17 protein-coding genes are annotated in these 15,102 nt (G+C 28.6%); all 17 read right to left on the bottom strand.

What is annotated here, in order from left to right:
* Positions 1-152: 152 nt before the first annotated feature.
* Positions 153-1,625: a stage IV sporulation protein A gene (gene spoIVA, locus AC11VW_RS02590; protein ID WP_484299830.1), complete on the bottom strand. Its 1,473-nt coding sequence runs from the start codon at positions 1,623-1,625 to the stop codon at positions 153-155.
* A gap of 103 nt (positions 1,626-1,728) precedes the next feature.
* Complete coding sequence (locus AC11VW_RS02585) at positions 1,729-2,751, bottom strand: NAD(P)H-dependent glycerol-3-phosphate dehydrogenase (RefSeq protein ID WP_484299829.1); 1,023 nt, start codon at positions 2,749-2,751, stop codon at positions 1,729-1,731.
* A gap of 27 nt (positions 2,752-2,778) precedes the next feature.
* Positions 2,779-3,387, bottom strand: a complete 609-nt coding sequence (gene plsY / locus AC11VW_RS02580) for a glycerol-3-phosphate 1-O-acyltransferase PlsY (protein WP_484299828.1) — start codon at positions 3,385-3,387, stop codon at positions 2,779-2,781.
* A gap of 24 nt (positions 3,388-3,411) precedes the next feature.
* Entirely contained in the window at positions 3,412-4,737 is a 1,326-nt protein-coding gene (gene der, locus AC11VW_RS02575) for a ribosome biogenesis GTPase Der (RefSeq protein ID WP_484299827.1), read from the bottom strand.
* Positions 4,738-4,751: 14 nt separating this feature from the next.
* Positions 4,752-6,080, bottom strand: coding sequence for a DUF512 domain-containing protein (locus tag AC11VW_RS02570; RefSeq protein WP_484299826.1), 1,329 nt, complete (start codon positions 6,078-6,080; stop codon positions 4,752-4,754).
* 105 nt (positions 6,081-6,185) lie between these two features.
* Complete coding sequence (locus tag AC11VW_RS02565; protein ID WP_484299825.1) at positions 6,186-6,386, bottom strand: capping complex subunit for YIEGIA; 201 nt, start codon at positions 6,384-6,386, stop codon at positions 6,186-6,188.
* 1 nt (position 6,387) lies between these two features.
* A complete protein-coding gene (locus AC11VW_RS02560; protein WP_484299824.1) occupies positions 6,388-7,317 on the bottom strand; it encodes a YIEGIA domain-containing protein in 930 nt (309 codons plus the stop codon).
* Between the two features lie 20 nt (positions 7,318-7,337).
* Entirely contained in the window at positions 7,338-8,267 is a 930-nt protein-coding gene (locus AC11VW_RS02555; RefSeq protein ID WP_484299823.1) for a YIEGIA domain-containing protein, read from the bottom strand.
* A gap of 92 nt (positions 8,268-8,359) precedes the next feature.
* Complete coding sequence (locus AC11VW_RS02550) at positions 8,360-9,649, bottom strand: ATP-binding protein (protein WP_484299822.1); 1,290 nt, start codon at positions 9,647-9,649, stop codon at positions 8,360-8,362.
* Between the two features lie 26 nt (positions 9,650-9,675).
* Positions 9,676-10,365 carry a winged helix-turn-helix domain-containing protein gene (locus AC11VW_RS02545; protein ID WP_484299821.1) on the bottom strand — a complete coding sequence of 230 codons (690 nt, stop codon included), beginning with the start codon at positions 10,363-10,365 and terminating at the stop codon, positions 9,676-9,678.
* Between the two features lie 18 nt (positions 10,366-10,383).
* On the bottom strand, positions 10,384-11,094 hold the full coding sequence (gene pgeF, locus AC11VW_RS02540; RefSeq protein WP_484299820.1) for a peptidoglycan editing factor PgeF: 711 nt from the start codon (positions 11,092-11,094) through the stop codon (positions 10,384-10,386).
* Position 11,095: 1 nt separating this feature from the next.
* Positions 11,096-11,554, bottom strand: coding sequence for a transcriptional regulator NrdR (nrdR, locus tag AC11VW_RS02535; protein ID WP_484299819.1), 459 nt, complete (start codon positions 11,552-11,554; stop codon positions 11,096-11,098).
* A 21-nt stretch (positions 11,555-11,575) separates the two neighbouring features.
* A complete protein-coding gene (locus AC11VW_RS02530) occupies positions 11,576-11,839 on the bottom strand; it encodes a YlmC/YmxH family sporulation protein (RefSeq protein ID WP_484299818.1) in 264 nt (87 codons plus the stop codon).
* 75 nt (positions 11,840-11,914) lie between these two features.
* Complete coding sequence (locus AC11VW_RS02525; protein WP_484299817.1) at positions 11,915-13,594, bottom strand: bifunctional diguanylate cyclase/phosphohydrolase; 1,680 nt, start codon at positions 13,592-13,594, stop codon at positions 11,915-11,917.
* A 74-nt stretch (positions 13,595-13,668) separates the two neighbouring features.
* On the bottom strand, positions 13,669-13,788 hold the full coding sequence (locus tag AC11VW_RS02520; RefSeq protein WP_484299816.1) for a cyclic lactone autoinducer peptide: 120 nt from the start codon (positions 13,786-13,788) through the stop codon (positions 13,669-13,671).
* A gap of 77 nt (positions 13,789-13,865) precedes the next feature.
* Positions 13,866-14,516, bottom strand: coding sequence for an accessory gene regulator ArgB-like protein (locus tag AC11VW_RS02515; protein ID WP_484299815.1), 651 nt, complete (start codon positions 14,514-14,516; stop codon positions 13,866-13,868).
* A gap of 41 nt (positions 14,517-14,557) precedes the next feature.
* Positions 14,558-15,025 carry a hypothetical protein gene (locus AC11VW_RS02510; protein WP_484299814.1) on the bottom strand — a complete coding sequence of 156 codons (468 nt, stop codon included), beginning with the start codon at positions 15,023-15,025 and terminating at the stop codon, positions 14,558-14,560.
* Positions 15,026-15,102: the final 77 nt, after the last annotated feature.

The raw sequence follows: 15,102 nt of genomic DNA, 5'->3' as shown, positions 1-15,102 counted from the left end.
CTAATTCAACAAAATATATAATTCCCCTTTTATTTTTTAGAATTTTCTGAATATTATATTTATAAAACTTTTTATTCATTTTAAATTTAATATTAGTAAATAAAAAAGATTAATTTTTATATGCTTTAAAATTAATCTTTCTTATCCAAGATCTATAATAAAATAGTTATTATATTCATGCTGCCTTCATTTATAATTTTTTGTAAAGTTTTTTGTATCTTCACTCTTATTTCTTCTGGCATTGTATATAACTTACTTTGTAATTGTTCTTTAACTAAGTCATGTAAAGATTTCCCAAACATATTTGAATCCCATATCTCGCTAGGATTTTGTTCAAATTCTTCTTGAAGATATTTTACCATTTCTTCACCTTGATTTTGACTTCCTACTATTGGAGATATTTCAGTTGATATATCCGCTTTTATTATATGAAGCGACGGAGCATTAGCTCTTAACTTAATACCATATTGTTTTCCTTGTTTTATTATTTCTGGTTCTTCTAAACTAAGTTCTTCTAGAGATGGAGCTACAACACCATATCCTTTTGTCTTAGCATCCATTAATGCATCTTCTATTTTATCATACTCATTTTTAACTCTTGATAACTTAGTTATAAGACTTAATAATTGATGATCTCCTTCTATTTTAAAGCCACTTTTTTCTTCTAATACATTGTAGAATAATCCTTGTTTCGCAGTTAAATCTATACTTATAACACCTTCTCCAAGCTCTACATTATCTACTTCTGCATCTTCTAAGAATTCTAACTCGGAAAATCCTTCTACTATACTACCTATATCTCTTATTTTACCTATTTCTTCTATACTTTGTTTTAATGTGAATATTATATTACTTTTAATCCAATGATTTCTCTCTAATCCCTCTACCCACTCTGGTAAGTTTATTCTTATTTCATTTAATGGGAAGTCATAAAGTACAGTTTCCATTACGTTTTCTATGTCTTCTTCATCCATAGCAAGAACATTTAATGGAACTATTGGAGCATTATACTTTTCTTCTAGTTCTGCTCTTAAAAGTTCTGTTTCTTCACTATCAGGATCTAATGTATTTAAAACAATAGCAAATGGTTTATTCAATGCTTGTAATTCACTTATAACTCTTTCCTCAGCCGAAAGATAACTCTTTCTCTCTATTCCAGTTACAGAACCATCTGTTAAAACTACTATTCCTAATGTAGAATGATCTCTTATAACTTTTTTAGTTCCTATCTCTGCGGCTTTTTCAAACGTCATAGCTTCTTGTGACCATGGAGTAGAAACAAGTCTTTGTTTACCGTCTTCTTCATGTCCTAACGCTCCATCTACTATGTACCCTACGCAGTCAACCATTCTAATTTTCAAAGATACTGTGTCTCTTATTTTTATTTCTACTCCGTCAGCTGGAACAAACTTTGGCTCTACTGTCATTATTGTTTTACCTGACCCACTTTGAGGTATTTCATCTTTTGTTCTCTCTCTTTTAAATTCATTTTCTATGTTTGGCAACACCAACTTTTCCATGAATTTTCTTATGAATGTAGACTTACCTGTTCTTACAGGTCCAACTACACCAATATATATATCTCCTTGAGTTCTTTTTGCTATGTCCTCATATATGTTGTTCATTAAATTCCCCTCCTGCATCTAGTTTATTAATAAATTATATTTTAGTTTTTGGACTATTATTACTAATTTTAAATTTTATTTAGCGCAACAAAAAAAGCTAGGATTAAAATCCTAGCTTTTCATCTACTACTTCTTCCATTTCATGAGTCTTATTCCTCATCATTAATTCTATTACTACTTCATTTGGATTTGATCCATTATGTAATACAGAATATATAGCATTAGTTATAGGCATATCTATGTTTAATTCTTTAGCAACTTCATATGCTACTTCTGTTGCAGTTATACCTTCAACTACCATCTTTACTTCTTCAAGAGTTTCCTCTAAATTTTTACCTTGCCCTATAAGTATCCCAGCTCTTCTATTTCTACTGTGCATACTGGTACAAGTAACTATTAAATCTCCAATACCTGAAAGACCTGCAAATGTAGATAAATTTGCTCCCATTGCTGAACCAAGCCTTCCAATTTCACTAATTCCTCTAGTCATTAAAGCCGCTTTAGCGTTATCTCCATAACCCAGCCCATCACATATACCTGCTCCAAAAGCTATGATATTTTTTAAGGCTCCTCCAAGTTCTACTCCTACTATATCAGGATTAGTGTAAACTCTAAATTTAGGACTCATAAATACATCTTGCACAATCTGAGCTACTTTTAAATCTTGTGATGCTACTACCACTGTAGTTGGGATGTCCTTTGCAACTTCTTCTGCATGAGAAGGTCCTGATAAAGTTACATATGGATTATTAGGTAATTCCTGATTACAAACTTCTGATAATCTAAGTCCACTTCCTTTTTCAAGTCCTTTTGCAACATCTACTAATATTTGTTCATCTTTTACAAATGGTTTTATTTGTTTAGATACACTTCTTATAGCTTGCGATGGAACTGCTAAAACTATTATTTCACTATCTACAACAGCTTTTTCTATATCTGTAGTTAATGTTATGTTACTTGGAAATAGAATTCCAGGTAAATAATCTATATTTTCTCTTGTCTTATTTATTTTATTAGCTTGCTCTTCATTTAAGGTCCACATGCTTACTTCATAGCCTTTTTTTGCTAGAACTAGTGCTAATGCACTGCCCCAACTTCCAGCTCCTAATACACATATTTTTTCCATCTTAAATACCACCTAACCATGCTAAAATTATTGTTTCTTTTGTCCTATCTTTCTTTCGCTACCATTTAATAATCTCTTTATATTTTCTCTGTGAGTATATATAACTGACGCAGTTAAAAATAATGTAACTAAGATACCTTTTTTATTTTGCACTAAAATCATGACTATAGGTGACATACATATCCCAAGTATAGATCCTAGTGATACATATTTTGTAATTGTTACTATAAATAAAAATGCTCCAAAGCAAATTAATGCAATTATAGGATTTACTGCTATCATAGCTCCAAAAGAAGTTGCAACACCCTTGCCACCTCTAAAACCTAGAAGTATCGGCCAGTTATGTCCACAGACTACACCTACCACTGCTATATATCCAGCTGTAACTACATCTAGCCCTGCAAAGTTAGCTATTAACCTAGCTACTAATACAGCAATCATGCCTTTAACCAAATCTCCTGCAAATGTCATTGCACCTGCTTTTTTTCCAAAGGTTCTAAGTACATTTGTAGAGCCTGCATTTCCAGATCCTTGAGTTCTTATATCTACGCCTGCTAATCTTTTAGCAACTATATAAGATGTTGATATATTTCCTAAAAGATATGCGATTATAATAATTATTATATAGCTAAGCATATTAACCTCCCTTAAGAAGCACTATTATTTTCTATTTTTTTCTCTGTACTCAAATTGTACAGGCGTTCCTTCAAATCCAAAGTTTTCTCTTATCTTATTTTCAAGATATCTTTGATATGAGAAGTGAGTTAAATCTTTACTATTTATAAATAATGTAAACTTAGGTGGCTTAACTCCAGTTTGAGATCCATAGTAAATCTTTAATCTCTTTCCTTTATCTGATGGTGGTTGGTTTAGCATTACAGCTTCACCTATTACATCATTTAATGCTGAAGTTGATACTCTCTTTGCATGCTCACTTGCTACATATTTAGCTATTTCTAACACCTTATTCATTCTTTGGTTAGTTTTTGCAGAAATAAATATAACTGGTGCATACATCATGAACGGGAACTTTTCTTTTACTTCTTTAGTGAAATTACCTAAAGTTTTATTATCTTTTTCTACTAAGTCCCATTTATTGATTACAAATACACATGCTTTACCTTCATCATGAGCTATACCTGCAACTTTTGTATCTTGCTCTGTAAACCCTTCTGAAGCATCTATTACTATAAGTACTACATCTGCTCTATCTACAGCTGCCATAGATCTTATTACACTATATTTTTCTACTGCTTCATATATTTTACTTTTTCTTCTTAAACCTGCTGTATCTATAAGAAGATATTTTTGTCCATCTCTTTCTAAGTAAGTATCGACTGCATCTCTAGTAGTTCCTGCAATAGGACTTACTATAACTCTTTCTTCACCTAATATATTATTAAGTATAGAACTTTTACCAGCGTTTGGCTTACCAGTTATAGCTACTCTTATCATATCTTCGTCATACTCAGTGTTTAATCCTTCTGGGAAATTCTGAATAACTTCATCTAATAAATCTCCAAGACCCATACTATTAGCACTTGATATCGCAAATGGCATTCCTAATCCTAATTCATAGAAATCATATACATTATCAAATTGACTTTGGCTATCTATCTTGTTAACTACTAGTATTACTGGCTTTTTTGTTTTTCTAAGTATTTGAGCTACTTCTCTATCTGCTGGTGTTAAACCTGATTTTCCATCAACTACAAAAAGTATAATGTGGGCCATATCCATAGCAAGCATAGCTTGATTTCTCATGTGAGATAACATTATATCTCCACTTTCTGGTTCTATACCTCCTGTATCTATTAATGTAAAGTATCTATTTAACCACTCTACCTCTGTAAATATTCTATCTCTAGTTACTCCTGGAGTATCTTCTACTATAGATATCCTTCTTCCTGCTAATTTATTAAATAATGTCGATTTACCAACATTGGGTCTTCCTACTACTGCTACTATCGGTCTATTATCACTCATAATAATCTCCTTTCTTATTTTAAGATTTTATCTACAAAATCGTGACCCTCATTTAAACATGGCACAATTTCAAGGTTCATAGTTTTATTTAATTCTTCTAAAGTTATATTATCTAAGAATATTTCTTCATCTGACTTAAGCATATTTCTTGGAATATATAAAGTTTCACCTAAATCTTGATTCTTTAATTGTTCTATTATATCTGTGGCTGTTATAAGCCCTGATACAGTTATTGTTTCTCCAAAGAAATTATTTTTTATTTTATATACACTTATTTGCATATTTGGACATACATCCATTATTTCTTTAGACATCTTTTTTATAAATTCAAATGATGAATGTCCCGTTGCTATAGAAACTTTTTTTTTCTTTGAAATTTGGTCTTTAGACAGTCTTTTTAAATGATTTTGTATTTCTCTTTCTAATTTACTTATCATACCTACACCATTTTCAAATTGTATAAAACCTTCATATTCATCATATTCTAATAATTTTCTATTAGCCATTATATAAAATTCATCTGATAAAAATGCAAATCTAGTTTCTCTTTTTTCTAAATACATCTTTTGAAGTTCATGTACTTGATCTATTGTTTGATTTGCAGTTTTTTCATTAAATATTTCTAAATTAGGTAAATGTCCTCTGTGTTTAGTTATCCCTACTGGAACAATTGCTGCACTATTTACGTATGGATATAATGTTTCTAAATCTTTTATTGTTCTTGTCAGTTCTTCTTTATCATTATACCCTGGACATAATACTATCTGGCAATTCATTTGAATTTTAGCATCTGCTAGACGCTTCATTATACTATATAATTCACCTGCAAACTTATTTTTTATCATTGTTTGTCTAAGTTCTGGATTTGTAGTATGAACAGATATGTTTATAGGGCTTATCCTATATTTTATGATATTATTTATATCGTCTTCACTCATGTTTGTTAGAGTTACAAAGTTTCCTTGTAAAAATGATAGTCTTGAATCATCATCTTTAAAATAAAGAGTTTCCCTCATTCCCTCTGGTAGCTGGTCTATAAAACAAAATACACATTTATTTCTACAGCTTTTAGCTTTATCTATTATTGGATTTGTAAATTCGATTCCTAAATCTTCATCATAGTCCTTTTCTATTTCATATACGTATACTTCTCCATTGATTTTTTGTATCTCAACTTCTAAGTATTCATCACTTAATAAAAATCTATACTCTATTATATCATGTATTGCTTGATCATTTACCGAAATAAGTAAGTCATCAACTTCTATACCTATTTCTTCTGCAATACTGTCCTTATATACTTTACTTATTATGTTATTTATATTTTTAACATTTACTTCCATACATTGTCACCACTTTTCTTTAGTAAATACATCATATTATAATACCATGTTTTGATAAAAATAGTCAATATTCCCTATAAGTCAAAAGGTACCTATAGGTACCTTTTAATGTTTAACTATAATTAAAGTTCCATTTGTCATATCATGAACCATACCACCAACACTCTTTGCCATTAACATAGCTTTATGTTGTAAATCTTTTTCGTTATCAGCATAAAATATAGGACAACCTCCACCATGTTGCATATTTTTATCTGTTGTTACTATAGCCAATGTATATTCTGTTAAACCCATGTTACTTCCCATTTTATACACCTCCCTTCTCGCCTATTTTATATTGGATAGATAAGTTGTTACCTTTAGAACTAGCAAGAATAGGACATGATTTTATTGCCTCTATTACCTTTTGTGCATCTTTTTCTATTGGTACATACGCTAACATTATACTTTCCGTTTTAGGATTTCTTCTTGGAAGAGGAACAAATGCTGGTTCATTATCTTCTCTAAGAATCCCCATTCTTGAATATATATTATATACTATAGCTTGTCTTTGACCTGGATTATATAATATACTCGCATTAGTATAATTTTTATCTTTAGGTATTATTTCTATACCTACTCCTCTAGAAATATATCTTTCTCTTTCACTTTTTAATCCTATATTAGTTATTCCTTTTAAGTCTCCAACTTGCATTATAGATTCATCCACAAAGCTTATATTAACTTCACGAACATCCGCTATATCTGCAATACATTTTCTAGTAAGTAATTTTTTAAGTAACAATGCTAATGTTATCCCCCAAACTGTACTTACTGCTAGACTTACATTTGGAGTTACATTAAAATCTTTGACTAATAGATAGTATAGAGCTATTGTTGTAAATGACGTTAATATACACATATAATTTCTCACTTCATATGTTCTAGCAACTTCTTCTATAAATGCACTTCCTCTTTTTACAAGTTGTATATCTTCTAAGTTTTGAAGTGTATTTCTTCTATTTTCTCTAACTTTTCTAAATTGCTCTGCTGCTAATGATAAAAATGTTATTGAAGTATATGATTTTGCTATTAATGCAGGTACTACTAACGCTCCTAATGCTGAAGCTATTAATGCTAATACCATTTGAGTTAATAATGTATTAGGTTGTGTGGGATATTGCTTTTTATCTAAATTTAACATTATAATCCTTGATAACATACCTATACTTAATGCCACTAAAAATACTCTGTCCACTATATCACCTCTTCTTTAAGTTATACACTTTTCCCATAGTCACTATTTTTACTTTTTGCATTTTCTATAATAGGAGTACTTTTTGCCACTTCTATCATTGTGTTTATATCTTTCATTATAGGTATATAGGGTATTACAATCGTATGCTTATTTAAATTCATTTTAGATATTGTTAAAATATCTTTTTCATCCACATCTTTATTTATTCCCATATGTATAAATATATTATGTAGTATAGCTTGCCTTTGCCCTATATCACTTATTATTCCAAAATCTCCTATACTTTTAGGTACAATTTCTATGGCTATAGCCTCTTTTAAATATCTTTTTCTTGTATCTTTTAATCCTATGCTAGCTATATCTACATCATTTACTTTTAATATCGATTCATTAAAATGTATTTTAGCTGGGTATATATCAGCTATATCTCCTATACTATCTCTTCTTAAATATCGTCTTATTAATAGACCTACAATACAAGCTCCTATTGTTGCTACTATTGTGCATAATACAAATCCAAATTTAAATCTATTAGAGCATAGTATAAATAAACCAGATGCTACCAATGAAGATAATAAACTTATATAACTTCTAGCTTCATATGTAGATGCAATTTCTTCTACATATGAAGATCCCTTTGGTACAATTTCATCACCATCAATATTTTCTAATGTTATTCTTTCTTGTTCTGCTAAACCTTGAAATTGCTGAATTGCAATAGCAAAAAAAGTTAAAGCTGAAAATTCCTTATCCATAAGGGCAGGTAGTGCTATTGCCCCTAATGATGCCGCTAAACCTGATGTTATTATTTGTTCTAGATAGTCTTGAGGTCTTGTTGGGTATTGCTTATCAGTTACTCTTAATACAATCGCTCTGCATAGTATCCCTAAAACCATTGCTACTATAAATGAATGTCTAAATAAAGCTTGTCTTAATACATCTTCTCCCATTTGCTCAACTCCTTTTGATTTTATAGAAATCTATAATTATACTTTTTAAATTTTATGGTATTAGTTTGCGCAAAAACAAAAAAAAATCTCCTTTATTCAAGGAAATTTTTTTGAGGTAAGGTAACAATGAATTCACTACCTTTTGATAATTCACTTTTTACATTTATTCTTCCACCTAGAGACTTGACTATGTGTTTAATAATAGCCAATCCTAGACCCGTTCCACCCACATCTCTACTTCTAGCCTTATCAACCCTATAGAATCGTTCAAATATACGATCTATATCTTCTTGTGGTATTCCTACACCTTCGTCTTTTACTGTAATTATAATTGAGTTTTTTTCTACACTAACATTAACATTAACATTCTTATTTTCTGGTGTATATTTTATTGCATTATCTATCAGATTTAAAAATACTTGTTTTATATAATCTCTATTTGAAAATACTCTTATAGACTTATCGCTAAACTCATATGTTAATTTTATATTTTTTGATTTTGCTATATAAGCAGTCATATCATAAACTTCTATAAAGGCTTCATATATACTAACACTATCTACTAACACATTATCCTTATTTTCTATAAATGATAATAACAGTATATCATCAATAAGTCTCTTTAATCGATCAGATTCACTTTCTATAATATCTAAAAATCTATTTCTTGTATTTTGATCTATATTTTCATTCAGCTTTAAAGTTTCTACAAAACCACTTATTGATGTTAAAGGTGTTTTAAGTTCATGGCTTACATTGGCTACAAAATCACTTCTCATATTTTCTAGTCTAACTTTTTCTGTTATATCCTGTATATTAATGATAGAACCTATTATTATATTGTTAATATCTTGAAGATATATCGGGTCTAAACTAATTTTATATACTAAATCATCATTTATTCTAAGTTCCTTAATTTTGTTTTCCTTTGATCCTTTAAAAGAAACTATTTCTTTAATTAGTTTTTCTTCATTTATTAGTATGTTGACATTTGTACCTTCTATTGGTTTATCACAGTCACACTTTAGCATTCTTTTAGCTTCTTCATTTATTAACATTATATTTCCGTCTATATCTACTGCTAAAATCCCGTGAGATATACTTTTTAATATAGATGTCATTTGAAGGTGACTATCTTCAACTTCACTAATCGTACTATCCATTATGTCTATCATTTCATTAAAATTCTTAGCCAATTCACCTAGCTCTCCGTTTGCTGATATATTTAATCTTGATTGAAATTCTTTATTACTTATTTTTTTAGAAACATAAATAAATTCTTCTAAATATCGTCTCAATCTTAATGTATATCTAATGGATAGTATTGCAACTATTACTGATACTAATACAATAAAGAAACTTATCGTTGTTAATTCTTCCATAAATAGTTCTCCTAAATATATTTATTCTAGTCAATTTTGTATCCAACACCTCTTATAGTTTGAATATATTTTTCTTCAGTACTATCATCCTCTATCTTCTTCCTTAAATATCTAATATGAACATCTACAGTTCTAGTTTCACCATAGTATTCATATCCCCATATTTTATCTAATAGATGATTTCTAGAAAGAACTTTGCCTTTATTCTCTAGCAATAACTTTAATAATTCAAATTCTTTGAGAGTTAATTCTATCTTTTCTGCGCCTTTATGTACTTCATGCTTGCATAAATCTACTTTTAAATTTCCACTTGTTAATATAACCTCACCTTGTTGAGCATTTACATTGCATCTTCTTAGTATTGTACTTATCCTTGCTAATAGTTCCTTTATACTAAAGGGTTTGGTTATATAATCATCTGCACCTATTTCAAGACCTTCTATTTTATCATTTTCCATGTTTTTTGCAGTTAACATTATTACAGGTATTTGGCTTAAATCTTTATTATTTCTAACCTTTTTCAATACATCAATTCCACTTATATTCGGAAGCATCCAATCTAAAAGGATTAGGTCCGGTTTAATTTCTTTCGCTTTTATATATCCATCTACGCCATCATATTCGTATTCTACTTCATAACCAGACATTTCTAAGTTAAATTTAAGAAGCTCTACTATGTGTATTTCATCATCTATAACAAGCACTTTAATTTTCATCTTTGGCTAATCTCCTCTCTATTTTATCTCTAGTATCATTCCTATTCTATTCGGAGTTTTATCATGTTTTCTATAAGAATGGAATTCTTCACATCTACAGCTGGTACATATGTTTAAATTAATTATATTTTCTTTTTTTACACCAGCACATTTTAATATATATTCATTAACTTTCCATAAATCTAAATAATACTTGCTTCCTTCTATTATATAAAATCTTTCTTCATTGTTTGTAAGAATTGTGTTAAATTTTTCAATTAATTCTTTTGATACTTCATAACAACATGGTCCTATGGATGGACCTATTACACATACAACATCTTCTACATTTGTATTATAATTTGTAGTCATACTTTCTATAACCTTTTTAGTTATTTTTTCATATGTTCCTCTCCAACCTGCATGCGCTAGTCCTATTGCTTTATTCTTTTTATCTATAATAGCTATAGGCACGCAATCTGCTGTAAATATCAATAGAGGTACATCTTTTACATTAGTTATTAGTGCATCTCCATCTTTTTTTTGTCCTATATTATTTTCATCTACGATATTAACTATATCTGAATGAATTTGTACATTGCTTGTTAAATTCTCAATCGTGAATTTTCCTTCTTCACATACTTTTAGCATATCTTCTTTAGATTTCGCATCTATATTTTTCAGTGTTACTGCTAGGTTTACGAAGTCTATATTTTCTTTTATTTGTTTAACATTTATAAAATTAGTCATATTAGTCTCCCTTTTCCATCAGTATGTTTTTTAATTCTACTACAAATGTATTTATGTCTTTGAATTGTCTGTACACAGACGCAAATCTTACATATGCTACTTCATCTACATCTTTCAATTTATCCATAACCATTTCACCTATTTTTTGCGTTTCTATCTCTGATATGTAAAATTTATTTATTTCATTTTCAATATAAGCTACTATATCCTCAATTTGTTCTAGTGATACAGGTCTTTTTTCGCAAGATTTTAGTATACCATTTTTTATTTTTTCACCATCAAAATACTCTCTACTATCATCTTTTTTTATAACCATTATTGGCGTTGTTTCTATTTTTTCATAAGTTGTAAATCTTTTTCTACATGATTCACATTCTCTTCTTCTTCTAACCGACTTACTATCGGTATGTCTTGAGTCTATTACTTTAGACTCTTTATAATTACAATAAGGGCATTGCACGTTCTTTTCCTCCTTAGTTAGCTATATATTAAATTCGTCTATGTTAAGCTCTGATCCTATATTTACTATTATAGTGTCACATCCTATTTTTAGTATATCATTAAAGAATATGACTTGTCCTTCACCACCTCTAGAAAATAATCCTCTTCCTCCATCTCCAGTTATAGTGAATGACATTATCTTCCCTTCGTTTATATCCATATCTATATCCGTTATAAAACCCATTCTTTTTCCATTCTTAACATTTATAATTTCTTTCTCCATTATATCAGATACTCTTATCATTATAATCCCCCCTCTTTAGAAATAAATATGTGCTTGGACAAAAAAAAATGACCTTTATAGGCCATTTTTTTATATTTAAAAAATATCTTTATATTTTTCTAACATTTCAATGAACTTTTCAACTAGCTCTGGATCAAATTGTGTACCTGAATTTGTTCTTAGCTCTTGAATGCCTTCTTCATGAGTTTTTGCTACATTGTATGGTCTATTAGAAGTCATCGCATCAAAGCTATCCGCAATAGTAAGCATCTTAGCTAAATAAGGTATTTCTTGCCCTTTTAATCCACTTGGATAACCTCTTCCATCATATCGTTCATGATGATGTTTTATGAGCGGTATGAATGGTTTGAATGGTTCTATATGATGTATCAAATCTACCCCTATTTGTGGATGATCTTTAAGCATTTGGAATTCTTCGTCTGTAAGTCTTTCTCTTTTATTTAATACGTCTTCTGGTATTTCTAATTTACCTATGTCGTGTAAATACGCCGCTATTTGAATTTGGGCTTGATCTTCCTCTTTTAATTTAAGCATGTAAGCAAACCATTTTACATATATTACAACTCTTTCAGTGTGTCCATAAGTGTATTTATCCTTTAAATTTATCATATTAATAAATGTTTTTAGAGATTTTATGGTATCTTCCGGTATCTCCATTTGTTTACATAAATCATCTAAAACACTATGATATGATTCTACTCTATTTTTATTAAATGACTTTGCTCTATATAAAGCATCATCTGCAGTGTTTATAAGTTGATGTTTGTTTATTGCTCTTCTTGGATAAGATGATACACCTATCGATATAGTAATATTTTTATCAGGCTGATTTTCTTGCCCTTTAAATATTGTATTTTGTATAGATGCTCTAATTATTTCTCCTACTTCTATAGCATCCTCTTCACTAGTATTTGGAAGTATCGCTGCAAATTCTTCGCCTCCATACCTAGCTACTACGTCACCTTGTCTTATGCTATTTTTTAGAATTTGTCCTATTTGCTTAAGTAATAAGTCTCCTGCTTGATGTCCATTTATATCATTATATATTTTAAAATAGTCTATATCCATGAATAATAAAGATAATTCTTTGTTATTTTTTTCTGTATATAACATTGTATTTTGAAGATATTCTTGAAAATACCTATGATTATATAATCCTGTCAGCTCATCTTTATTCGCTAATTGTTTTAACTCTTCACTATGTTGTTTTTCTGTATCCACGTACATTCCAAGTATAAATGCTGTCATAAGTAATGCACTCATCAAAATTAAATCATTATCAAAATATTGACTCATTTTCTCCATATTAAAATTAACATATGTATAATCTATGCATAGTATAGTAATTGAAGAGCAGATAGCTATACATATACTGTATGTTTTTCCAAACTGTATAGCTCCTATTAATACTATAAATATACTAATAAGTTTATAATAACTCTCTTGCGCTCCTGTTGTTATTACAACCGTAGCAAAGATTATAATAAAAAATATTGTTTCTATTAAATCTACTATTTTAGGAGAATCATATATACATTCTTTTTTATAAAAAAACAAATGCATGTATGAAAAGTAAATAATTATCATTGATGATATTATACATATGCCCCCGTAAAATTCTACTGTATATTTTATTTCTACTTGTATTTTATTATAACTAACTATAGAAACTATCGAAAGTAATATGTACACTACTTTCAAGGCTAATATTACATCTGCTACCCTTTTATTTCTTATTTGTTCAAAATTATTCATTATCCCTCACCTAAAGTACTTTTATTAAATTAAACTAAAACCATAAGGAAAAGTCCTTATGGTTTTAGTTTTTACTATTCTTCTCTTAAAGATTTTGGAACTTCTGGCTCAAAGAACCACATAGCACAACATACAGATGCTCCCATAGAAACATTAGTTACTGCATTAGATATACTGTCAAATAAAAAATTCATAATAAATCTCCCTTTTTATATTATTTATTTATACTAAAATAATTGAATATGTTAGTATCTTACATTTTATATCTTACTTATACCTTAAACTTACTTAAAATATAGTCGATTGACATTATTATCTTGTGGCCTAATTTGGTAAGTACTAAGACTTGTAAAGTTAAACCCAACCATATGCAACTAATTATATTTTTTAATATATATATATCTTTTTGCAAATATACTACATATCCTATTAATATAATTATTGAGTAAAAATTAATTAGTTTAAATGCTTTTTTCCTTAATTTTTTTCTAACATGTTCTTTTGTTAATGGTTTATTCTTTGAGCCTATAGGGCACTTATAATATAAGATTATATATGATAATAGGATTCCTACTAACAATATAGTTGCTAATATATCATTTTCTAAAAATATTATTATTTTTATATCTAAAATAGAAAATATAAGCGATAATATTATACCTATAATCAAGCACCTATTTGGTGTACTTGCATGAACTCCTCCAGAATATTTCTTCATCCATGCAGCTGCAATAGATATAGTCATTATCTCCAGTGCCGTATTAGTTAATATACCTATAACAAATGTCAATATTATTGCTAAACTAGTATGAATTATTATAAATAATCCATATTTTAGAACTTCTTTTTCTTCTTCAGTTTTATTTGTTTTATTTCCTAATTTTTCTGATGTATTTTTTGATATCTCTTCTATAAACCCCATATTTTTCTCCTAATTAAATTTAACAAAATATAAAATCAAATTTACATATATTTTTTTTTCATTTTATTTTGTATTTTATTAAATAATAAAATTATTGCTGAAAATATTAATAAAGATGGTAACGTAGTAATAGCTGCATATATGCCTGTAGTTTTCGCTAAATCTTCAAATGCTATTTTAAAAATTTTTATTGCTATTATAAGATAAATAGCTTCACTCAAAGCTAATGCTATCCATATCTGGCATGTAACTATAATTGTATTTATCATTTTTTCTCCAGATGCCTTAAATAAAATTCCACCCATTATCATCATATATAAAACTGTATGAACTCCAAGGCTAATAGGCAAGCTTCTAATTACATAAGATATAATTGCTAATACAATTCCTGTCTTTAATACATAAAACTTATCTTTTTTTATTCCTAATAAAGTTAAACCTGCTAATATTAATGCTATGCTTTCTGGAAATGATCTTAATATAGTATAAATTATATCTTGATTCAACATGAATTTTCTCCTTGATTTAGTTTTATATATTCTCAATTATATCATTTTTTATTAAATTTTTCCATTTTATTCAAAAA

It is taken from the genome of Romboutsia sp. (assembly GCF_056995035.1).
Note: the sequence above shows the minus strand (reverse complement) of the source record. Positions and strands in the feature narration are given on the sequence as shown.